Below are 22,566 nucleotides of genomic sequence, written 5' to 3' on the forward strand. Positions count from 1 at the left end.
CAACGTCGCCCGGACACGGTTCACTTCATGTGCGTCCACCCATCCAACATGCCCAGCAACAGCCCAAACCGGAAGACCTAACGGAGTCCTATTAGTAGGACTCCGTTAGGTCGTTCTTGATCTCGGTGTGGTGTGTGGCCTGGACGACCCACGCTGTGCGGAGGGAGCAGCAGGGACGTCAGCGGCGGATGCTCGCGGTCGTCTCTGCGGGCAGGTGCAGCGGAGCACCGGTCTTCGCCCGGACCTCCTCCTCGGTGACACCCGCGGCGGCTGCCGTCAGTACCAGGCCGTCCGGGGTCACATCGATGGTGGCGAGATCCGTGATGATGCGGTCGACCACACCGGCTGCGGTCAGCGGCAGCCCGCAGTCCTCGACGATCTTGGGACTGCCGTCCTTGGCGACGTGGTCGGTGAGCACCACGATCCGGCGGGCGCCGACCACGAGGTCCATGGCCCCGCCCATCCCCTTGACGAGGGCACCGGGGATGGTCCAGTTCGCGAGGTCGCCCTTGGCGCTCACCTGCAGGGCGCCCAGGATGGCGATGTCGATGCGGCCGCCACGGATCATGCCGAAGGAGGTCGCGGAGTCGAAGTAGCTGGCACCGGGGTTGACGGTCACCGTCTGCTTGCCCGCGTTGATGACGTCGGCGTCCTCCTCGCCCTCCCATGGGAAGGGGCCGAGGCCGAGAATGCCGTTCTCGCTCTGCAGGGTCACCTGCACGCCGTCCGGGATGTGGTTGGCCACGAGGGTCGGGATGCCGATCCCGAGATTCACGTAGTCGCCGTCGTTGAGTTCGGCGGCCGCGAGCGCGGCCATCTCGTCGCGGGTCCGGGGCACGGGTCGTGGCTCCTATGCTTCGACGGTCGCGCGGGAGCGGACCGTGCGTTGTTCGATTTCCTTGGTCCGCTGGCGTGTGACGACCAGACGGCCGACGTAGATGCCGGGGGTGGTGACCGAATCTGGGTCGATGAACTCCTCGGCGAGGTGCTCGGCCTCGACGACCGTCAACCGGCCACAGGTGGCCACGAGGGGGTTGAAGTTTCGTGCGGCGGCCCGGTACGTCAGGTTGCCCGCCCGGTCGGCGGTGTGGGCGTGCACGAGTGCGAGGTCGGCGACGATCGCGCGCTCCTGGACGTGGACGTGGCCGTCGAACTCGGCGTGCGGCTTGCCCTCGGCGACGGGCGTGCCCACACCCGTCCTGGTGTAGAAGGCCGCGATCCCCGCCCCGCCGGAGCGCATGCGCTCCGCGAGCGTGCCCTGCGGGGAGAACTCGACCTCGAGAACCTTGTCCAGGTACTGCCGGGCGAACAGTTTGTTCTCCCCGACGTAGGAGGCGATCACCTTGGCCACCTGGCGGTTCTCCAGCAGCAGGCCGAGGCCCTTGCCGTCGACCCCCATGTTGTTGGACACGATCGTCAGCCCGGTGACCCCGCTGTCCCGTACGACCTCGATGAGGTCGTACGGGACACCGCACAGCCCGAACCCGCCGACGGCGATCGTCATCCCGTCGGTCAGCACACCGGCCAAGGCCTCTTCCGCGGTCGCGCGCAGCTTGTCCAATCCGTCCACCTCCCGCCTTCCATGCGATGCGTTCACTGTCCGAGCAGCAGAGTCAACTCTGGCGCTTCACCGACGTGCAAGAAATCGAGCCCCTGACCAGGCAAACCGATTGACAGGCGAGCGGGCAGCAGACACAGCGTCCACTGAGTGAACGTACGATGAGCATATGGACGCGACCCCGGCAGCTCACCTCGTCGGCAGAATGGGCGCGCTGCTGCGCGCGCTGTCGACGGTCAACGAGGCCGGTGCGGGTACGGCCGCGCTGGCGAGAGCGACGAGCCTGCCGAGGCCGACCGTGCACCGGCTGCTCGTGTCGCTGGCGGAGGAGGGCTTCGTCGACCGCGACCGGCGCAGCGGGCGGTGGTTCCTCGGCCCCGAGCTGTATCTGCTCGGTGGAGTGGCGGGAAGCCGTTACGACATCACCCGCCACGCGCGCGAGAGCGTTCATCGGCTTGCAGCTGTGACGGGAGAGAGCGCGTTCTTCTCAGCCCTCCGGGGCGACGAGACGGTGTGCCTGCTGCGGGAGGACGGGGACTTTCCGATCCGTTCCTTCGTGCTGTACGAGGGCGCGCGCTTCCCGCTCGGTGTCGTCTCGGCCGGCCTGGCGGTACTGTCGTTCCTCGACGACACCGAGATCGACGCCTATCTGGCCGGCACGGACCTGGTCGGTCGGTGGGGTCCGGCACACGCGGCGGCCGCGGTGCGCGAGCGGATCGCGCAGACCCGGACCGACGGATACGCCGTGAACCCCGGGCTTGTGGTGGAAGGCAGCTGGGGCATGGCCGCAGCCGTGTTCGACCACGGCGGACAGCCGGCGTGGGCGTTGACCGTGACGGGTGTGGAGACCCGGTTCCGTGCCGAGCGTAGACCTGAACTCGGTGCGCTCCTCCTGCGCGAGGCACACGCGCTCGGCCGGACGCTGAGTACCGGCGGGAGTGCCCGGCGTTGACCGCTTTTCATCCGAGGTGCGACTGCTCGGCCCAGACCGCTTTTCCATCCCGGGTGTAGCGGGTTCCCCAGCGCTGAGTGAGCTGGGCAACGAGGAACAAGCCACGACCGCCCTCGTCACTCGGCTGCGCCCGACGCAGGTGCGGGGTAGTCGTGCTGCCGTCCCACACCTCAAAAATGAGCGTGTCGTCCTTGATGAGCTGCAGGCGGATCGAACCGCCGCCGTAACGGATCGCGTTGGTGACCAGCTCGCTGACGATGAGCTCCGCGCTGAACGCGCTCTCCTCCAGCTCCCATTCGGAGAGCCGCTCGCAGACGCTGCGGCGGACGTCGGCCACGACGGACGGATCCGCGGGAATGTCCCACCTGCCGACCTGGGTCCGGTCGAGGACGCGGGCACGAGCCAGGAGCAGCGCTACGTCGTCACTCCGTTCCGGGACCAGCAAGGCGTCCAGGATCCCGTCGCCCAGCTCGTCGAGTGACTCACAAGGTTGTTCCAAAAGACCGCGCAGTTGCTCAAGCCGTGCGTCGATGTCCTGGTCACGGGTTTCTACGAGGCCGTCCGTGAAAAGGGCGAGGACACTGCCTTCCGGCACGGCGATCTCCGTGGATTCGAACGGAAGGCTGCTCAGGCCGAGTGGAGGACCGACCGGGACCTCGACGATGTGCGCCTTGCCTTGCGGAGACATCATGATCGGGGGAAGGTGTCCGGCGCTGGCCAGGGTGCAGACGCCGACGACCGGATCGTAGACGGCGTACAGGCAGGTCGCGCCGACGTCGCAGGCCACACCCTCCAGCCCGAATGCGGGAGCCGCGTCGGTGTCCGCGGTGTTGCTCACGATGTCATCGAGGTGCGTGAGGAGCTCCTCCGGCGGCAGATCGATGTCCGCGAGCGTGCGTACGCCGTACGCAGCCGCCCCATGGTCGCGGCGGCTGTGAGCCCATGTCCCACGACGTCACCGACGACCAGCCCGACCCGCGCGCCGGGCAGCGGGATCACGTCGAACCAGTCACCGCCTGTCTCAGCCTCTCCGCCCGCGGGCAGGTAGCGTGCGGCTGTCTCGACGGCCGGGTGCTGCCCGGGGAGGCGGGGCAGAAGCATGCGTTGGAGGCCGAGAGCAATGCCACGTTCGCGGCGGAACCGGCGCGCGTTGTCCAGACAGACGGCCGCCCGCGCGGCAAGGTCTTCGCTGACCGTGAGGTCGTCCGGCGCGAAGATGTCCGGTGTTCGTGCGTTGCGCAGAAGCAGCACAGCGCCCAGGGGCACGCCGCGAACCCGTAGGGGAACCGCGATAAGCGAGTGGGCGCCGCCATCCCGCAGCTGTTCCGCCCGCGCCGGATCCTCTTGGAACCATCGCCTGATCGCCGGGTCCGGAAGTGTCCGCAACTCCGGTCTTCCGCTCCGCAGGCATGCCGCCACGAGCGACGAGGCCGGGTGTACGACCAGGTCATCAGGCGATTGGTGGACAGATGGAGCGCCGGAGTGCGGCAGAAAAGCCACCCGGCGCAGCGCGACCGGCCCGACCGGTACCGATGCCGGCAGCTGGCCTTCGATGACCTGGTCGAACAGGTCGACCGCGACGCCGTCGGCGAACCGCGGAACGATCACCTCGGCGAGTTCCCCGGCGGTGCGCGCCACGTCCAGGCTGGTCCCCAGGTGTTCGCGCGCCTCGTTGATCAGTGCCATGCGCTTCCGCGAGCCGTGCAGCTCCGAGTAGTCGAAGATGCACGTCGTTACCGCCTGTACACGACCGTCCTCGTCGGTGAGCGGGAAGACGTCGACGGCCCACGCATGTGCCCGGGGTTCCCCGGGGGCTCGGACGTATGCTTCGGTGGATTCGGGTACACCGGTCTCGGCGACCCGCAGCAGCTGTCGGTTGATCGCGGAGAAGCCTGGTCCGGTGAGGAACTCCGTCACCAAGCGGCCTCTCAGTTCCGCTTCGGTCGAGCCTGCCGCACGGGCCATCGTGGGGTTGACACACAGTAGCCGGCCTTCACGGTCGGTGATCCCGGTGGCAGTCGGATTCTGGTAGAACGCCAAGGCCAGAAGCCGGTCGTGAGTACCACCGACCGCCCCAGCCTCGGGTGTGGCGGTCAGGAGGTAACCGGCGTGTCTCCCTTCCAGCACCAGGGGGGACACCAGCGGCGCCGCGTCGACATGGCGGCCTTCACGGTGCCGAAAGGCCAGGCCATCCCCTGTCAGCAGTGCGTCCAGCGGCCTTCCGACCACGTCGTCGGTGTCGAATCCCAGGAGGGACCGTGCGCCATCGCTCCAGTAGGCCACGATCCCGTCGGGGTCGGCCACTACCACGGGGGTGGTGGTGGCGATCACGTCGTTCACGGGCGCCCTGGCTCTCCCGGGCTGCACCACGGGGTCGTTCATAGCGCCTCACCTGGCCTCGACGGACAACCCGCGCTCTTTACGATGGTCCCACGCAGGCGCCCGCAAGACGAACGAACGTGACTCCCCCACACAAGGCAGATCGCGGCCACGCTGTGGGTCAGGACCAGGCAGAGGTGCGGATGGAAGGGAAGGCCGGTTCCGGCAGGCAGATCCCGCGCCGCAATCCGGGGAACGCCGCACGGACGCGTTGTGGTGCGGTAGGTACCAACGGATGGAATGGCCGCCGGCAGCCTCGCCCGCCTCGATGCCTGGCTCACCGGCAAACCGCTCGCCCGCACCCGCGTCTCGCCCTTCGCGGCACTCCGCCCCGCTGGATGAACTCCAGTGGGGCGGAATTGATCAACAGCGTCCGTTCGTTGGCTCGGGCTCGCACGTCCGGGCTGTTCAGGCAGGCAAAAAGGGGTGCCTGCGGTCATCTGCCTCTGATCCGCGCGGTGATCCAGACGGAAGTCTCCGGCGGTCCGCCGGTCGCCGCGCGCGTCGGACTCTCGCGCGGCGACCGGCACCGGTTCGGGCGGGGAACGGTCAGTCGACCCACACCGACCGCGCGCCGGCGCCGGTGAGGCTGTTGAACATCTCGGAAGCCTGCAGCTTGCCGTCGAACATGCGCAGGACGTGCATCGAGACGCACATGACCTCGATCTCGTCGATGACGCTGCGGCCCTCCAGCCACTTGGGCAGAACGCTGCGTGCGTGCATCTCCCGCATGGAGGCCGGCACGAAGGCGGAGATGTTCGCGGCGCTCGTCACCGTCGGCAGAATGTAGCCGGGGACCATGCCGATCGTCACGACCAGGCCCTGCTCGACATCGGCCGCGACGACCCGCGCTTTCGGGTCCGACGGCCGGAAGGGCGCGAGACCGTAGGGCATGACGACGGTGTCCTCCGGGGCGTGCGGGCCGGTGTCGACGCCCATGAGCAGGTCGTGGAACTCCGCGAACTCGTGGACCACACCGCCCTGTTCCATGACGACGCAGTCGTCTCCCTCCGGGGGCGTCGGCGCCGCGGTGTCGATGAAGATGGCCCTGCCGAGTGCGAGCAGTTCCTCGCGGGTGGCGCGGCCGCTCTCCGGGATGGCGGACTTCCAGACCGCGGGCTCGTTGCCGATCTCCTCGGCGAGCATCACGTAGCCGCCCTCGCCCCGGGACTTGGCGTGGAAGAGCTCCAGTTCGGTGATCCGGTCGTCGGCGACGGCGATCCGGGCCCAGAAGGTGGCCGGCGCGCCGCCGATCTCCAGGTTCGCGGTCATCACGATGTTGCCGAGTTCCTCGTCGGCGACGACCGGCCCCAGGGCGTTCACCCTGGAGACGAGGCGCCAGGCGGTGAGCATGTTCAGCGCACCCGGGATCGAGTTCTCCGTCGCGCGGTAGCGGTCCGCCAGCGGAAGGAGACCGGGGTCCTTCTCGACCATCGACTTGAGGACAAGGTCGACGTACTGCTTCATCTGGTACTGCTCCTTCGTAAGTGGGTGATGTGCCGTCGGCCGGTCCGTCCAGGCCGCGGACCTGGCGGGGGCGTACCGCTCAGGCGGGGTTCCGGCCGATGAAGAACTCCCGGAACGGGTCCATGCTCGGTTCGATGCCGGCGTCGACGAGTCCCTTGCGCAGGGCGTTCATCTGCGGGTCGTGGATGCGCTGGGTGGGCATGCGCAGCGGGCCGCCGTTGTAGCCCTGGAGCCATCCCTGGAACTTCCACGCCTGACGGTTGATGAAGAAGCCGCCGTTGAGCTGCGCGGCGAGATTCGACTTGACCTTGCGGGCCGGGTGCAGCCGCCAGTAGATCTCCGTCGCCTCGTCGTACTTGCCGTCCCGCAGCAGTCCCATCACGTGCGGGATCGTCGGGCCGTAGTACTCGTGGTCGCTGGTCGCGGAGAGCTGGATCGGCATCACCTGGGAGAGGGGGATCAACTCGCCCTCGATGGGGCAGGAGATGACGACCTCGCCGCCGAACAGCCGGTGGCACTCGATGATTCCCTGGATGCTGGGGAAACCGCCCTCGGCCTTGATCACGGCTATGTTCGGGCAGTCGTCGATCAGCCGCCGGATCAGGCGGGCCGGGATGTCCGAGGGGTGGATGCGCGAGCTGAAGTTCCACAGGAACATCGGGAAGAGGATGACGGCCAGGTTCGTGGCGTCGCAGACGGCCCTGGTGTAGTCGTAGACCTCCTGCTCGGACTCCGGGTAGAAGTTCGGCGGGTACGACAGCAGCACCAGCTCCGCGCCTGCGGCCTCCGCGCCCTTGACCGCCTCGATGTTCTGCTCGAGGTCGCTCCAGCTGGCATGGTGCACGACCACCAGGTCGTCGCCCGCCTCGTCGCGGATGATCCGCAGGAAGTCCAGGTACTCCGGCAGGGTGATGTTGACCTCGGAGACGCCGAGCGTGCCCAGGAAGCCGTGCTCCTTGGCCAGCCGCACGTCGTGCCGGATCGCCGTCTCGTTGATGCCGCGGAGGTCGTTGGTGAATGACGGGATGGTGCAGTTGACGGCGCCGACGAGCCTCTCGCGCGCCCACTCGCGCGCCTCGCGCCGGTTGTAGTCCGCCATGTCCGGTCCTCTCGTCTTATCGGTGACGGTTCGTCACGTACTGGGGCTGGTCGGGTCAGTGGGACGTGTGGTGCCGGTCCGCGACGGGCTCGTCACGCGGTTCTCACTTCTCGACCGGGTGGATTCCGAGGTCGGTGACGAGGCCGAGGCCGTCGCGCTCGGCACTGCGCGCACACATCTCGGCGACGGCGAGGTCCTGCACCGCCGAGCCCACCGACTTGTAGAGCAGGATCTGTTCGCGCTTCTCGCGGCCCGGGTGCCGGCCCGAGACCAGGTCGGCCAGGGAGACCGTCCTGCGGCTCACGTCGACACCCTGTGCCCGCGCGGCGATCAGGTCGCCGGTCTCCTCCAGGACCTCCTCGACCATGTCGGCGACGAGCAGCGCGCAGCGCGACAGCACCTCCGGGTCGACCTCCCGCTGCTCGGGCAGGGTCGATCCGATCGACACGACGGTCATGCCGGGGCGCAGCCACGCCCCGAGCAGGGTCGGTGACTCGTCGCGCGAGCGGGCGGCACACACGACGACGTCCGCGTCCGCGACGGCCGCCCGCGCGGACTCGGCCGGGGTGATCTCGACGCCCAGGTCGGCCAGTTCGCGTGCGCAGCGGGTACGGCTCTCGGGGCGGGGGCTGTAGACCGTCGCCGAGGTGAGTTCACGCACCGCCGCCAGCGCCCGTACATGGTTCTTCGCCTCGAAGCCGGAGCCGATCAGCCCGACGCGCAGGGCACCGGCCGGAGCGAGGACGTCCGCCGCGAGAGCGGAGGCCGCCGCCGTGCGGAACCCGGTGATCGAGTGGCCGTCGAGCAGCGCGACCAACTCCGCGCTGCGCTGGTCGAACAGCGGGATCAGATAGGAGACGCGGCCGTGTTCCGGCGACGCCGCGATGATCTTCAGGCCCATGAGCGCGGGGTCGGCGGGCACGCCGCTCAGGGTGCGCAGCCACCCGTGGTCGCCGCGTGCCATCCGGCGGGCGGGGAAGCGGGTGCCGTCGGGATCACCGGCGTAGGCCGCGCGGAGGGCCTCGACCGCCTCCTTCCAGTCGAAGACGGACCGTACGGCGGCATCGCCGAGGATCAGGGTCATGGAGTGCCTTCCGTCGCCGGGGCGGTGAACACGTCCTCGATCCAGTCGGCGATGTACGAGCCGACGTGAGGGAGGTGGTCCAGGCCGATGTGCTCCGTGGCACCCTCGTCGGGCGTGAAGACCCGCAGCTCGCGCCGGGGGCTGCCGACGGCCTGCTCGTAGGAGCGGTGCGCGTACTTGACGTCGATCTGCCGGTCGTTGCTGCCGTGCGTGACGAGGAACGGGCAGGTGATCCGCTCGACGACGCCGTCGAGGTGGACGGCGGCCGCGGCCTCGATGAACGAGGGGACGTCGTCGTGGCCCCAGACCCACAGCACGTGCTCCCAGTAGTGCGGGACCGGGTTCTCGCCCTCCCGCTCCAGCCGCGCCTTCTGCACCTCGCCCCAGTTGTGGTTGGCGCCCCAGGCGACGGCGAGGGCGAGCCGCTTCTCGAACGCCGCGGCCCTCGGCACGTAGAACCCGCCGAGCGACCAGCCCACCAGGCCGACGCGGGCGTTGTCGACGTCCTCGCGGGTCTCCAGGTAGTCGACGCACGCCGTCGCCCAGTCCTCGGTCGTGACGCGCGCCTTGAGGTCCTGGAAGCGCAGCGCCTCACCGCTGCCGGGGCAGTCCACCATCAGGGTGGAGATCCCGCGGGCGGCCATCTCGGCGGGCCAGCCGGAGGTGTACATGTGCTCCTTGGTGGAGTCGAGGCCGTTCCACATGATCACCGTCGGCGCCGGGGTCCCGTCGGGGCGGGACGCCCGGGTGAAGTACGCCGGCAGGGTCGTCCCCTCGAAGGGCACCGCGACTCTGGAGGTGGCCGGGTCGACGAGCTCGAACGAGCGCTCCAGCAGGTCGAGGCAGTGCTGGTAGACCTGCCTGCGATCGGGGTCCTTGGCGCTCTGCATGCGCTCCGCCTGGCACAGGTACGCCGCCGCCCGGAAGTACTTCTGCCCGGCGGTGCGCGGGTGGCCGGCCGCCGCGGCCTCGTCGGCCTGGCTCTCCAGCTGTCCGGCGACGGCCTGCCAGGACGCCATGAACTCCCTGGTGCCGACGTCGCTGCCCTGCCGGGCGAGTTCACGGATCGGGCGGCAGGCACGGTCGACCTCGTCGATGCAGCCGCCGGAGTTCAGCGTCGCGGCGACGCCGAGGCTCCAGATGTAGTTGTCTGGGAAGTACTCGAACATGTCCGTCACTCTGCCGTCGGTGGTGTGCGCCCGGAACCCGTACCGTCGTGATGCGAGGTATCGACGGGCTGGTCGGACGCGCCATGGACGACGAGGTGTACGACCGAGCCGCGCGCCGCGTACGGGGGTCGGCGGAACGCCGGCGCGTCGTACCGGGCGCAGGGAACCCCGACGGCGCGGTCGACGCGTGTACGGCGTCGACCGCGGCGCGTCCCACCGCCCGCGCTCGTCCGGCATTCAGGACGGGCGCGTGGCGTCCGCGATGTGCTTGTGCGACACATGGGCGGTCATGCCGCCGTCGATCACCAGCTCGGCGCCGTTGTAGTAGGCGGAGTCGTCCGAGACGAGGAAGACGATCGTCGGGGCGATGTCGGCGGGAACCCCCACCCTGCCCAGGGGAATCTCCGCGACCGCGGCGGTCTGGAACGCGGGCGGCGCCGAGGCCATCAGCGGGGTGTCGATCAGCCCCGGCATGACCGCGTTGACCCGGATTCCGCGCTCGCCGAGCTCCAGCGAGGCGGAGCGGGTGAGCCCGCGCAGCGCCCACTTGCTCGCCGTGTACGCCGCCGCCGCGTGCCCCGACACCGCGGCGACGGAGCAGATGTTGACGATGCTGGAGCCCGGCGCCATCAGCGGCACCAGCGCCTGGATGCCCAGCAGGGGGCCGGTCACGTTGATGGCGAACGTGCGCTCCCACGCCTCGGCCGACACATGCGGGATCCGCTCGCGGGCCGCCACTCCCGCGTTGTTGACCAGCGCGTCGACGCGACCGTACCGCTCACCGGCGAACTCCGCCAGCTCGGCCCAGCCGGCCGCGTCGGTGACGTCGTGGCGGAGCTGGGTGACGCCGCCGCCCGGCCGGTCGCCACCGGCGTACTCGAAGTCGAGGACATCGGTGGCGATGACGTGCGCGCCTTCGGCGGCGAGCGCCTCGGTCTCGGCGGCCCCCTGGCCGCGCGCGGCTCCGGTGACGACAACGACCTTGCCGGCCAGCCGGCCACTCGCGGCCGGGTTCACGGGGCTCATACCGGCGGGGCGACGAACACGCCGCTGTCGGGGTCGTTGAAGCTGTCCCGAGCGATGATCTCGCTCATCGGGTCCGCCGTGCCCCACAGGTCCTGCGTGTCGGGGTCGGCGATGTCGAACACCTGCGGGTGCCATATGTCGGAGTCGAGCCGGGCCAGCTCGGTGGTGTACTCCATCGTGTTGCCGCTGGGGTCGAGGAAGTAGCTGAAGGTGTTGTTGCCGGCGTTGTGCCGGCCCGGCCCCCAGATCTTCTTCGTACCGGCCCGCATGGCCCGTCCGGTGGCCCTCATGTACTCGTCCAGGCCGCGCAGTTCGAAGGAGACGTGGTGCACGGACGTGTGCGGGCCGCGGGCGATGGCGAGGCTGTGGTGCCAGTCGTTGCACCGCATGAAGTGCATCATCTCGCCCATGTGCTCGCCCCAGAGCGTGTCCGACAGCTTGAAGCCGAGTACGTCGGCGTAGAAGTCTCGCGTCTTGTTGGGGTCGGTGCTGTTCATCACCGCGTGGGAGAGCCGTACGGGGACGGACTCGCCCTCCTCGACCGCGCGGTGTCGGCGCGTCTCGACGTCGGCGCTGATCTCGATCGTGCGTCCGTCGATGTCGAAGAAGCGGAAGCCGTAGCCGCCGCCCGCGGTCTGCAACTCGCCGGGCTCGCTGACCAGTTGAACGCCCCGGCTGCCGAGTTGCTGGGCGAGGGCGTCGACCGAGGCGGCGTTGTCGGCGCCGAAGGCGATCAGGTCGAGGCGTTTGTCGGCGGACTTCCGCAGGCGGATGACGTACTGCTCCGGCGAGCCCTCGGCCGCCAGGTACGACAGGTCACCGTCGGTGCCCGTCTCGGTGATGCCCCAGACCTCCTTGTAGAAGGTCCGCTGTGTCTCGTAGTCGGGCACGGCCAGGTCGACGTGGCGCAGATGGGTGATGCCGTGTTCGTTGAGGTGGCTCATGGGTCAGACTGTTCCTTCGCTCGGTGCTCGGTGGGCCGCAGGTCAGCCCAGGACCGTGCCGCCCCCGTCGACGACGAGGTTGACGCCGGTGATCCAGGCCGCCTCGTCGGAGGCGAGGAAGACCGCCGCGCTCACGACGTCCTCGGGGGCGCCCGGACGGCCCAGCGGGATGCGGGCGATGTTGCTCTTGAACGCGTCGTCGCCGTTGTCGACCAGCCAGGCCGTGGCCGGGGTCACGATGAAGCCGGGGCTGACGGCGACGGCGCGGATCTTGTGCGGCGCGCCCTCGACGGCGAGTTGTTGGGTGAGGTTGATGACGCCGGCCTTGGCGGTGCCGTGGACGTTCTGCGGCATGAACTCCACGCCGCGCGTGCCGGCGATCGAGCCGATGTTGACGACGACGCCACCACTGCGCTTGAGGTACTTCCACGCGGTGCGGGTGGTGTAGAAGACGAGGTTGAGTTCGTTGGCGATGCCGTAGTCCCAGGTCTCGACCGGCATCTCGTCGATCGGGCCGAACACCGGGTGCGAGGCGTTGTTGTAGAGGATGTCGACGCCGCCGAAGACCGCGGCCGCGTCCTCCACCCATTTCTCCGCGGCGGCGGCGTCGGAGAGGTTCACCGGCGCGAAGCCCTCGATCTCGCCACCGGCCTCGCGGCCCAGGCGGACCGTCTCGGCGATGCCCTCCTCCTTGATGTCGCAGCCGACGACCTTCGCGCCCTCCCGCAGGAAGCGCAGCGCCGCCTCCCGTCCCATCCCGCTGCCGATGCCGGTGATGAGCGCGATCTTGCCGTCCAGACGGCCTGCCATGGTTGCTCCTCTGTCTGCGTGTGCCGAATGTCTGCGTGCGTCGAATGTCTGCGTGTGTCGAGGTTTCGTGTGGGGGTGGGGCGCGTCGGGTCAGGCTGTCGTGATCTCGATCGCGCCGTGGTACGACGTGCCGGGCTTCGGCTCGGTCGGCACACCGTCGACGGTGACGGTGCCGGCGGTGAGCGTCGCGTCCGCGTCCAGGACGAGCCCGGTGAGGTGGCTGGTGCCGGTGACCGTCCAGCTCGACCCCGTGCCGAGGGTGACGATCACACCGTTGTTCACGGCGGGGGCGGCGGTGTTGTCGACCTCGCCGAGCTCGCGGTACTGCTCGGGGCCGATCGCCGCCACCCGGTGCTCGGCCACGGAGGCGGAGATCACGCCGTGCAGCGAGGTCCGCGTGAACGTCAGCGCGATGTTCCGGCCGGCGCGGGCTCCGTTGTAGAAGTCGCCGCGCAGGTCGATGTCGGTGAACCGCGCGACGCTGTCGTCGTCGTGCACCTCGGTGACGTCCCACTCCGGGTCGCGCCGAGCGGGGCCGGTGGGCGGGGCGTACACGGCGCGTACGTCGTCGAAGTCGCCCGAGTTGATGATCGGGTCGTCGGAGTCCATGAACTGGAAGAGCACGCCGTTGCCCGCCTCCAGCCGGGCACCGCCCGAGCCGTCGACGGTGATGTCCGCCTTGACGCCCTTGTTGAGGAAGACCGTGCCGGCGCTGGAGATCCGGGTGCCTCCGGTGACGGAGAGGACGCTGCCCGGGAACTGGTGCAGGAGCGCCCCGAACCGTCGCGACTCGATGACGCTCGCCCGCTCGGGGAGTGCGGCGATCTCCTCGTCGCTCAGGCCGGTCTCCAGGTCCGCGTCGAGCTGCGCGACCTGCGCGTGCGTGCTGTCCCCGAGGGTGACCGAGCCGCCGCTGAGGACAAGGCCGTAGGTGACGCCGGTGAAGCGGGTGCCGAGGAACGTGTCGACGGCGTTGACGTCGGCGTAGGCGCCGTAGCCGTCCTTGCCGGTGATGACGGCGTCCACGTTGACGGCGCTCAGGCGCAGCGGAACGTCGAGGTTGCCGAGCATGGTGCTGGAGCCGACCGCGTCGCTGGCCAGCACGCCCCAGTTGCTGGAGGTGACGGAGCAGGCGACATAGGTGGCCCGGGTCAGATCGCCGAGGGTGACGACCGAGCGGACGTTGCCGGACAGGCCGAGCGGCCAGGGCACGGTCATCATGCCCGGCCCGAGGACGTCCTCGTAGTCGTCGGGCAGGGTGCCGTCGGTGGTGGTGATGACGGAGTTCTTCACGACCACGCGGGCGCCGTCGTCGGCGACGACACCGGCGCGCACGGCGCCGCGGGTGCGGATCGTCGCGCCGTCGATGGTGAGGCGGGTCGTGGGACCCTTCGCGACGACGGCCGCGCCCTGGGCGGAGAAGTCGCTTCGGCCGTTGCCGTCGAAGTCGAAGGTGGCGTCGGTGAGTTCGTACTCGCCGCCCGCGATGTAGAAGCCGTTGAACGCCTCGCCGGTGGAGGTGACGGTGACGCCGCGGGCGGAGCGGCCGTCGTAGGTGCCGCCGCGTACGGCGGACGGTACGGACTTGGCGTCCACGACGCCGTCCGCGTCGACGTAGACCGCCTGGCGCAGGTGGAAGGGGGCGTCCATGACGGAGGCCGGGTGGTCCTCGGTGACCGTGACGACCACGTCGCCGCGGTAGGTGCCCGGCGCGACGGCGGTCGTCGTCGCGTAGGTGGAGAGCAGCTTCGAGCCGGTCTCGACGCCGTCGACGGTCACCGTGAGGTGGTGGCCCTCGGGCGCGGTCAGGGACCCGCCGTCGGCGACGGTCAGCGAACGCACCCGCGTGGTCCGCGTGAGAGTGCGCACCTCGCCGCCGCGCACGACGAGCGCGTCGGATTCGGTGCGGTCCTGGAGGGAGTCGGTCATGGTGGGCGAGTCCTTGGTCGGGGGGCGCGGACGGTGGCCGGCCCGGGGCGCGCGGCGGCTCCCGGAGCCTCGGACCAGCCGGGGATCAGCGGTGCCGGGCCGGAGGCCAGGGGCGCTGACGGCCGGTCACTTCAGGTACCAGGAGGACTTGGCCGTCGGGTCGAAGGCGTACGGCTGCGAGTTGGGGCTGCCGTCGGGCGCGATGTTGACGAGGTTCTTCGCCGCGAGGTCGATGGTGGGGATCACGCCGGCCGAGACGATCCAGGCCTGCTGGTCGATCCGGTTCGTGATCGCCTGCATCGCGGTGTCCTCCTCCGAGGCGGAGGCCGTGCCGGCCGCCGTCATGAGCTGGTCGACCGTGGAGTCCACCACGCCGAAGCCGTTGCCCACGGTGCCCTTGCCGAGGAACTGGTTGTACTCGGTGTAGATGTCGTTGCCCGGGAGGTTGGTGACCACGGCGTCGTACTTCTTCGACGAGATCGCGGTCAGGAACTGCGTGAAGCCCGTGCTGATCACGTGGATCTTCAGCGTGATGCCGACGGCCTTGAGCTGGCTGGCGAAGGCCTGCGCGAGGCTGCCGTTGGCGTCCTGCTGGGAGAAGTCGAGCGTGCTGATGGTCAGACCGTTGGGGTATCCGGCCTTCTTCAGCAGCGCCTTCGCCTTGGCCACGTTGTACGGGTAGGGGTCGGAGTTCTTCTTGTCGTAGCCGCCCAGGCCCTTGATGCCGACACTGCTCTGCGCGGTGCCGATCCCGCTGAACAGCGACTTGATCATGGCCGAGCGGTCGACGGCGTACTCGATCGCCTGACGCACCTCGAGCTTGGCCAGCGGGCCGGAGGTGCGGTTCTCCAGCACCAGGGACGGCAGCAGGGAGCCGTGCTGGGAGATCTGGAGTCCGGCGGACTGGGCGCTGGCGGCGTTGGCGGTGCCGTCGTCGAAGACGTAGTCGACCTGGCCACTGCGCAGCGCGTTCACTCGCGCGGTCGCGTCGGGGATCTGGGTGACGACGACCTTGTCGAACTTGATCGCCTTCTGGTTGAAGTAGTTGGCGTTCGGTATGAAGGTCGTCTTGGAGCTGTTGGACTGCGAGGGGTCGAGCTTGTACGGCCCCACGCCGTCCGAGGCCTTCGAGAGGGTACTGGGCTTCGCGGTGCCGGTCGGGCCGACGATGATGCCGAAGTTGTCCGCCTGGCTGAACGTGTTGACCGCGAAGCTCTCCGGCACCGCCTTGGAGTAGGCGACGTCGACCTCGTCGTCACCGACCGCGGTGACGCTCTTGACCGGTCCGATCGACCCGTTGGGGCCAGGCGTCTTGACGATCCGCTTCAGGGAGGCGGCGACGGTGTCGGCCGTCATAGCGGTGCCGTCGGAGAACTTGACGCCCTTGCGCAGCTTCAGCTTGAAGAGGCGGTTCCCGTCGCTCATGCTCCACGACGTGGCGAGGTCGGGCGAGTAGGTGTTGTCGACGTTCTGGTGGATCAGCGAGTCGTAGGCCGCGGCCAGCACGAACGGCGGGGACGCCATCGCCGGGTCCATCGGGAACGGGGACGACTCGGCGATCGTGAGCGTGCCGCCGCGCTTGACGTTCGTCGCGTCGGTGAGGCTCGAAGCGGCCGTGGAGCTCCCGCCGGTGCCGGGCGTGGAACTGCCCGAGCAGGCGGTCAGGACCACGAGGGCTCCTGCCGTACACAGGCCGGCCAGCCCCCGCCGAAGCCTTTTGACCTCAGCCATGGATTGCTCCCTTCACGGAGCTCGTTCTCGGTGTGCGTGGGTGGGATGCCGCTGCCACGGAGCAGCGGTCCGTCGCTGCCGTCGGCTCGGTGTCCCAGATCACAGCAGCCTGGGTCGAACCGCAGCAACCACACCGTCTCGATGTGAGGCATTGCGGCCTGTGATGACCGCGGGCCTCCCCCCGAACGGGAAAAAGGCCCCGTCCACGGCGGTGCACGCCGTGGCCGGAGCCCTGGGGCGAAACGGGTCAGGCCGCACGGGCCCGGGGGTTGAGCAGGCCGTAGGCGACGTCTACCAGGAAGTTGACCAGCACCACGATCAGGCAGAACAGGACCGCGATGCCGAGCACGACGGGGATGTCCCCCTGACCCGTCGACGACGTGGCCAGGCTGCCGAGACCGGGCATGGCGAAGATGTTCTCGACCAGGACGGCGCCGCCGAGCATGCCGACGAAATAGACCCCGACGACGGTGACGATCGGGATGGCGGCGTTCTTCAGCGCGTGGCGCAGCAGGATGCGCCGCTCGGACAGGCCGGTGGCGCGCAGCGCGTCGACGTAGTCCTTGCCCCACTCGCTCAGCAGGGCGTCGCGCGTCTGTTTCGCGATGCCGGTGACACCGCCGATCGACAGGGTCGCCACCGGCAGCACCAGGGAGCGCAGCCACAGCAGGGGGGAGTCACCGAACGACACGTAACCGGTCGCCGGCAGCAGCCCCCACTGCACCGCGAAGAGCTCCATCAGGACCAGGCCGAGCCAGAAGCTCGGCAGGGCGAACCCGAGCATCGACACCACGTCCAGGAAGCGCCCGACCAGGCCACCCCGCACGGCGCTGAACGCGCCGACGCCCACGCCGACCACGGTCGACACCAGCGTCGTGCCGACGACCAGCGACAGGGTGACCGGCAACCGGCCCATCAGCTCGGGAAAGACCGCCTCCTGGGAGACCAGGGACGAGCCCAGGCTGCCGTGCGCCGCTTGGTCGAGCCAGTCCCAGTACTGCTGCCACAACGGCTTCTCGAGGCCCAGTTCCCGCCGCACCTGCGCGATCTTCGCCGGGGTGGCGAAGCCGCCGAGCAGGGTGGCCGCCGGATCGCCGGGGGCGACCGAGAGGAGGACGAACGTCACCGCGGAGACGACGAGTACGAGCACGGCCGCCAGGAGCGCCCGGTGCAGTGCGAGGCGCAGGATCGGATGCATCCGTCGATCGCGCCGAAGGGTGACAAGCCGCAGGTTAGCCATGTGCCCACCCTAGGGACGGACACCGCCGCCCGGTTATCGCAGCCGTTGATGCTTGCCATCGCTTCGCCTGCCCTGCGCACGGGTTCCGGCAGGGGCCCTCGCCTGGTGGTATCTGGGAACCGTCACCGATGACGGTCGAGCGACGAAGGACGGAAAGTCGAGGCGGACGTCATGAGCGAGACAGGCCACGGTGCGAAGGAGCGTCGCTCCGGCGCCCGACGACTACGGGGCACTCTTCTGCGCCCGGCGACGTTCATCCCACTGGCCATCCTGGTGATCGTGGTGGGCGCTTGTCTGGCGGCCGGTCTGATCACCTCGGCCCCTCCCAACACCGGGGACCTGACGCAGTCGCTCCAAGGGCCCAGCGGCAGTCACCCCCTGGGCACCGACGAGCTGGGACGCGACATCCTGAGCAGACTGCTGCACGGCGGCCTGGTGTCGCTCGGTGACGCCCTGCTCGTCGTGGTCGTCACCCTCGCCGTCGCCGTACCTCTGGGGCTGCTCGCCGGCTATCTGGGCCGCTGGTTCGACCGCGCGGTCATGACCGCCGTGGAGATCGGCATGGCGATCCCAGTGATCATCCTGGTGCTGGTGGTGCTCTCCGTCTTCCAGGACCACTTCTCGATCGCGCTCATCGCCCTGGCGCTGCTGCTGGCCCCGCCCATGGTCCGCAACATCCGCGGGCCCGTGCTCGCCATGCGGAGCGAACTCTTCGTGGACGCGTCCCGCGTCGCGGGTGTGCCCACGAGCAGGATCGTCGCGCGCCACGTCTTCCGCCGGGTCCTCGGACCCATCCTCGTCCAGGCCACCTTGATGTGCTGCATGGCCCTTCAACTCACCGTCGCCCTCGCCTACCTGGGCTTCGGTACCACGCCGCCCAACCCCACCTGGGGTTCGATGGTCGCCGAGGGCGCCCAGTTGCTCAGCCGCGACCCCCGACTGCTGCTGATCTCCGGCGGCGTGATCGGTGTCGTCATCCTCTGCCTCGGTGTCCTCGGCGACGTCATCCGCGACGCCACCGTCGGCAGCTGGGGGCGGGCCGAGGCGGCCCCGGCCATCAAGCTCAAGCCGGCGGCGGCCGTCCGGACCGAGGCGGCCCCGGCGGGCACCGGCGGGCCCGCCGCCACGACCGTCCCGCCAGCGACCCGTGACGCCCTGCTGTCCGTCCGCGACCTGACGGTGAGCTACCGCCGCTCCGGCCAGGACGTCGCCGTCGCGAGCCGGGTCAGCTTCGACATCGCTCCGGGGGACGCGGTCGGCCTGGTCGGCGAGTCGGGCTGCGGCAAGACCTCCGTCGCGCGGGCGCTGCTGCGCATGGGCGGCCGTATCACGGACGGTGCCCTCACCTTCGACGGCCGTGACGTGCTGGCCCTGGAGGGCAGGGAGCTCGCCGACTACCGCGGCGGCTCGGTGGGCTACGTCTCGCAGGAGCCGATGACGGCACTCGACCCCACCATGCGGGTGGGCGCCCTGCTCGCCGAGGTGGTGCGCCGCCACGAGGACGGCCACCCGGACCGCGCGGCGGTCCACGCGCGGGTCCTCGAACTCCTGGAAATGGTCCAGCTGCCCGACCCGGCCCGGACGGCCCGGCTGTTCCCGCACGAGATGTCGGGCGGCATGGCGCAGCGCGTCTCCATCGCACGGGCACTGGCCGGACGGCCCCGGATCCTGGTGGCGGACGAGCCCACGACGGCCCTCGACGTGACGGTCCAGGCCGGCATCCTCGAACTGCTGCGCACCCTCCAGGCCGAGACGGGCATGGCGCTGGTGCTGGTCAGCCACAACTGGGGCGTGGTGGCCCAGGTGTGCCGGCGCACGATCGTGATGTACGCGGGCCAGGTGGTGGAGGAAGGGCCGCTCGACACCCTGCTGACGACGCCCGCCCACCCCTACACCAAGCAGCTCATCGCCTGCCAGCCGGGCCGCGACACGCTGTCCGACGCCGATCTTCCGACGATCCGCGGCTCCGTGGCCGACCCCTCGACATGGACCGGGACGATGGGCTGCCGTTTCGCGGCCCGCTGCCCCTACGCGACGGCCGAGTGCGAACTCGGCACGATCACCCTCGAACCGCTCGACGCGACCCATGGATCGCGCTGCGTCCACAGCGTCGCCGTGCTGGAAGGAACCGTGGAACATGCCGGCTGACGACGACGTCCTGCTCAGCGTCCGCAACCTCACCGTGCGGTTCGGAACGGGCCGGCGCACCACGACCGCCGTCCGCGACGTCAGCTTCGACCTGCGGGTGGGCGAGACCCTCGGCCTGGTCGGTGAGTCGGGCTCGGGCAAGACCACCGTCTCCAGGGCCCTGCTGGGCCTCGTCCCCGTGGCCGAGGGCCGGATCCTCTTCCGGGGGGAGGACATCACCCACCTCCGGGGCAGAAGCCGCCGGGCCCTCGCGCAGGACATCCAGGTCGTCTTCCAGGATCCCTACGGCTCGTTCAACCCCTTGCTGAAGGTCTCCCAGAGCCTGCGCGAGGGACTCGAAGCCGCCGGCGCCCCCCGTGCGGAGGCCCACCGGCGGATGACGGACCTGCTCGACCGGGTCGGGCTCCCGCACAGCGCCGCCGACACCTTCCCGTCCCAGTTCTCCGGCGGACAACGGCAGCGGCTCGCGATCGCCCGTGCGCTGATGCCGTCACCGTCCCTGGTGATCTGCGACGAGGCCGTCAGCGCCCTCGACGTCTCGGTCCAGGCGCAGGTGCTCAACCTGCTGCGCGAACTGCGCCGCGACAACGACCTCAGCTACCTCTTCATCGGCCACAACCTGCACGTCGTGCGCTACATGTCCGACCGCGTGCTCGTCATGTACCGGGGACAGCTCGTCGAGCAGGGCGCGGCTGAGGACGTCGTCGCCCGCCCGCGGCACCCCTACACCCGCGCGCTGGTCGCCGCGATCCCGGAGGCCGCCGTCGACGCGCCCCGGGTCACCCGCGCCCCGCAGCGCGGGCGGCCGACGGGCCCCGGCGAGGCGGCGGGATGCCCCTTCGCCCCGCAGTGCCCCGACGTGATCGACCTCTGCCGCACCGAGGCTCCGCGACTGCTGGAGCACTCCGACGGACGCTCCGTCGCGTGCCATCGCAGCGGCGAATTGCCCGCCGGCAGCGAAACCCACAGCGAAACCCGCAGCGAAACCGCCAGCGAAACCCTGGGCGAAAGGAAACAGACAGCGTGAGCGCCACCCTCGCCGGCCGCATCGGCGAACTCCGGTCGGGAACGACCTACACCGTGGAGACCACCACGGCGACAGACCATCTGACGATCCCCGCGGGTGTACGGCTGGTGGCCCCCGAGGGCCGTCAGCTGACCCTCACCGTGGACGGCGTCCACCGCGACGTGGTACCCGGCGAATACCGCGGCGAGGTCGTGCTCAGCGTGACCGAGTCCAACGTCGTCGACTTCTCCTTCATGAACATCGCCTACCAGCAGCACCTGGCGCAGGCCCTCTACCTCGACCAGGACGGCGTCGTACCGGCCAGGTCGGTGCTCGCCGCGGCACCGGGCGCCACGTACGAGGAAGGGGTGCTGGCCGATGTCGCCATCGTCTCCCAGGGCTCACTGCTGGGCGGCGTCTACGCGGCCGGCGGACGCCACGTCGTCCGCGGCGCCGACATCACGCTCGACGGCGACGGCGGCGACGACTTCACCGGCTGGGGCGCGGGCGTGGTCTCCGCGGGCAAGGGCACCAGGCTCGTCCTGGAGGACGCCACCATCCGCACCCACGGGGTCATCCGCACCGCCGTGCTGGCCGACCAGGGCAGCGACCTCGTCGTGAAGAACTCCGACCTGCGCTCCTCGGAAGGCGTCCTGCCCGACGACTACGTGCCCAACCCCGAGTTCGGCACGATGAAGAGCGTCCCCTGGATGCTGGGCCTGGACGGCAACTGCCGCACCACCCAGCTCCTGGGCGACCACGGCTCCGCGACGTACGTCAACTGCCACCTGGAGACGGAGAAGTGGGGGGTGCTGTCCAACGACATCAGCAGCGGGGCACGCCTGACCACGATCAACAGCACCGTCGTCGTCACCGGCGACAGCGGCTACGGCGCCTACGCCCTGGGCGGGGCCACCCACCGGCACTACGGCACCGAGTTCCGGGTCCGTGACTACGGCATGATCATCGATGTCGGCGGTGACACCGTCATCCTCGGCGCCAGCGACGCCGCGTCGGTCGCGGCCGTGGACGAGGAGCTCGGACTCGGCCTCACCGCCGAGGAGTCGGCCGCCCTCGCACCCCGCCCGACCACGGTCCGTTCCGACCGCTTCGGTGTCATGCTGCACGCGAGCGTCGACATGGAGGCGCCGGTCGCGCAGGTGCACGTCCGCGACGGCGCCTCGTTCGAGACCGGCAAGGCGGTCTTCCTGGTGAAGGGCGTACCGGCCCGGATCACCGTGGACGGCGGTGCCGGGACCCGCCTGGCGTCGGCGGACGGTGTCCTGCTCCAGATCATCGACAGCGACGACCCCGGCCCGCGCCTCGGACCGGACGGCGGTCTCGTCAACTCCGGTGTGTACCACGAGAAGCCCGGAGACCCGAGCCCTGTGGAGGGATTCGACGTGACCGAAGGCCACGAGCGCGACGTCCGGGTGTCCTTCACCGAGGTCACGGCCAGCGGCGACTTCTGCAACGGCTGGTTCAACGGCACCGGCCCCCAGCGCATGGGCGGCGAGACGGGCATCGCGCCCGAGCCCGAGCCGAGCGGGAAGAACCTGGTGCTCGACCTCGACCGGTGCACGCTCAGCGGGGTGATCTCGTCGACGGTCGCCAAGCACGCCAGGCCCACCATCGGTGCGGCGGACTGGCGGCTGATCGGTGAGGTCACCAACACCGTGGCACCGGCCGTGAACAACGGGGTGATCGTCTCCCTGACGGAGACGACCTGGACCGTGACCGGCACGTCGCACCTGACCGGCCTCACCCTCGACGAGTCGTCGCGCGTCGTCGCCGCCTCGGGCGAGGTCCGCTTCACCGTCGACGGCGTGGAGGTGCCGCTCAGGCCCGGCTCCTACCGGGGAGCGATCACCGTCTCACCGGTGTGATCCGATGCCACCGGCCGGCCTTCCGGACCTGGTCACAGGGTCCGGAAGGCCGGCTTCGTCATACGGCCGAAGCGGCGTCGACCCTGCCGGGACGTCACAGCGCGGACGTCACAGCACGGACGTCACAGCACTGCGCCC

17 protein-coding genes and 1 pseudogene are annotated in these 22,566 nt (G+C 70.0%); 4 read left to right on the top strand and 14 right to left on the bottom strand.

Annotated features, from left to right (window positions below):
• Positions 1 to 178: 178 nt before the first annotated feature.
• A complete protein-coding gene (locus ACFZDK_RS52825; RefSeq protein WP_390050104.1) occupies positions 179 to 817 on the bottom strand; it encodes a 3-oxoacid CoA-transferase subunit B in 639 nt (212 codons plus the stop codon).
• 33 nt (positions 818 to 850) lie between these two features.
• Complete coding sequence (locus ACFZDK_RS52830) at positions 851 to 1,561, bottom strand: 3-oxoacid CoA-transferase subunit A (protein WP_390985855.1); 711 nt, start codon at positions 1,559 to 1,561, stop codon at positions 851 to 853.
• A gap of 166 nt (positions 1,562 to 1,727) precedes the next feature.
• Here ACFZDK_RS52830 and ACFZDK_RS52835 point away from each other — a divergent pair, with 166 nt between their 5' ends.
• The gene (locus ACFZDK_RS52835) at positions 1,728 to 2,510 is read left to right on the top strand and encodes an IclR family transcriptional regulator C-terminal domain-containing protein (protein WP_390985797.1); all 783 of its coding nucleotides are present in this window, start codon (positions 1,728 to 1,730) and stop codon (positions 2,508 to 2,510) included.
• A 7-nt stretch (positions 2,511 to 2,517) separates the two neighbouring features.
• Here ACFZDK_RS52835 and ACFZDK_RS52840 read toward each other — a convergent pair whose 3' ends face one another.
• The 12 genes and pseudogenes from ACFZDK_RS52840 to ACFZDK_RS52895 all read right to left on the bottom strand — a co-directional run bounded on the left by ACFZDK_RS52840 (position 2,518) and on the right by ACFZDK_RS52895 (position 17,346).
• Positions 2,518 to 2,847: an ATP-binding protein gene (locus ACFZDK_RS52840; protein WP_390985857.1), complete on the bottom strand. Its 330-nt coding sequence runs from the start codon at positions 2,845 to 2,847 to the stop codon at positions 2,518 to 2,520.
• A 117-nt stretch (positions 2,848 to 2,964) separates the two neighbouring features.
• Positions 2,965 to 4,892 (bottom strand): annotated as a pseudogene (locus ACFZDK_RS52845) (SpoIIE family protein phosphatase); the annotation flags it as partial.
• Between the two features lie 546 nt (positions 4,893 to 5,438).
• A complete protein-coding gene (locus ACFZDK_RS52850; protein ID WP_390985799.1) occupies positions 5,439 to 6,356 on the bottom strand; it encodes a hypothetical protein in 918 nt (305 codons plus the stop codon).
• A gap of 79 nt (positions 6,357 to 6,435) precedes the next feature.
• A complete protein-coding gene (locus tag ACFZDK_RS52855; protein ID WP_390985802.1) occupies positions 6,436 to 7,455 on the bottom strand; it encodes a dihydrodipicolinate synthase family protein in 1,020 nt (339 codons plus the stop codon).
• 103 nt (positions 7,456 to 7,558) lie between these two features.
• A complete protein-coding gene (locus ACFZDK_RS52860) occupies positions 7,559 to 8,539 on the bottom strand; it encodes an ornithine cyclodeaminase family protein (RefSeq protein ID WP_390985805.1) in 981 nt (326 codons plus the stop codon).
• Positions 8,536 to 9,708 carry an alpha/beta fold hydrolase gene (locus ACFZDK_RS52865; RefSeq protein ID WP_390985808.1) on the bottom strand — a complete coding sequence of 391 codons (1,173 nt, stop codon included), beginning with the start codon at positions 9,706 to 9,708 and terminating at the stop codon, positions 8,536 to 8,538. Before ACFZDK_RS52865 ends, ACFZDK_RS52860 begins: the two co-directional genes overlap by 4 nt.
• A 237-nt stretch (positions 9,709 to 9,945) precedes the next feature.
• Positions 9,946 to 10,734 (bottom strand): SDR family NAD(P)-dependent oxidoreductase, encoded by a 789-nt coding sequence (locus tag ACFZDK_RS52870; RefSeq protein WP_390050089.1) that lies wholly within the window; start codon positions 10,732 to 10,734, stop codon positions 9,946 to 9,948.
• On the bottom strand, positions 10,731 to 11,678 hold the full coding sequence (locus tag ACFZDK_RS52875; RefSeq protein WP_390985812.1) for a VOC family protein: 948 nt from the start codon (positions 11,676 to 11,678) through the stop codon (positions 10,731 to 10,733). Before ACFZDK_RS52875 ends, ACFZDK_RS52870 begins: the two co-directional genes overlap by 4 nt.
• A 42-nt stretch (positions 11,679 to 11,720) precedes the next feature.
• On the bottom strand, positions 11,721 to 12,488 hold the full coding sequence (locus ACFZDK_RS52880) for an SDR family NAD(P)-dependent oxidoreductase (protein WP_390050085.1): 768 nt from the start codon (positions 12,486 to 12,488) through the stop codon (positions 11,721 to 11,723).
• Positions 12,489 to 12,578: 90 nt separating this feature from the next.
• A complete protein-coding gene (locus ACFZDK_RS52885) occupies positions 12,579 to 14,417 on the bottom strand; it encodes a hypothetical protein (protein WP_390985816.1) in 1,839 nt (612 codons plus the stop codon).
• 126 nt (positions 14,418 to 14,543) lie between these two features.
• On the bottom strand, positions 14,544 to 16,148 hold the full coding sequence (locus ACFZDK_RS52890) for an ABC transporter substrate-binding protein (protein ID WP_390985818.1): 1,605 nt from the start codon (positions 16,146 to 16,148) through the stop codon (positions 14,544 to 14,546).
• Positions 16,149 to 16,395: 247 nt separating this feature from the next.
• The gene (locus ACFZDK_RS52895) at positions 16,396 to 17,346 is read right to left on the bottom strand and encodes an ABC transporter permease subunit (RefSeq protein WP_390985820.1); all 951 of its coding nucleotides are present in this window, start codon (positions 17,344 to 17,346) and stop codon (positions 16,396 to 16,398) included.
• A gap of 213 nt (positions 17,347 to 17,559) precedes the next feature.
• Here ACFZDK_RS52895 and ACFZDK_RS52900 point away from each other — a divergent pair, with 213 nt between their 5' ends.
• From ACFZDK_RS52900 to ACFZDK_RS52910, 3 genes are read left to right on the top strand one after another with little or no spacing between them, the layout of a single operon-like run.
• Positions 17,560 to 19,536, top strand: a complete 1,977-nt coding sequence (locus ACFZDK_RS52900; RefSeq protein ID WP_390985823.1) for an oligopeptide/dipeptide ABC transporter ATP-binding protein — start codon at positions 17,560 to 17,562, stop codon at positions 19,534 to 19,536.
• On the top strand, positions 19,526 to 20,563 hold the full coding sequence (locus tag ACFZDK_RS52905; RefSeq protein ID WP_390050075.1) for an ABC transporter ATP-binding protein: 1,038 nt from the start codon (positions 19,526 to 19,528) through the stop codon (positions 20,561 to 20,563). Before ACFZDK_RS52900 ends, ACFZDK_RS52905 begins: the two co-directional genes overlap by 11 nt.
• Positions 20,560 to 22,428 (top strand): hypothetical protein, encoded by a 1,869-nt coding sequence (locus ACFZDK_RS52910; protein WP_390985827.1) that lies wholly within the window; start codon positions 20,560 to 20,562, stop codon positions 22,426 to 22,428. The genes ACFZDK_RS52905 and ACFZDK_RS52910 overlap by 4 nt, the downstream gene beginning before the upstream one ends.
• Positions 22,429 to 22,566: the final 138 nt, after the last annotated feature.

The organism is Streptomyces sp. NPDC007901 (assembly GCF_042959465.1).
Classification (GTDB): domain Bacteria; phylum Actinomycetota; class Actinomycetes; order Streptomycetales; family Streptomycetaceae; genus Streptomyces.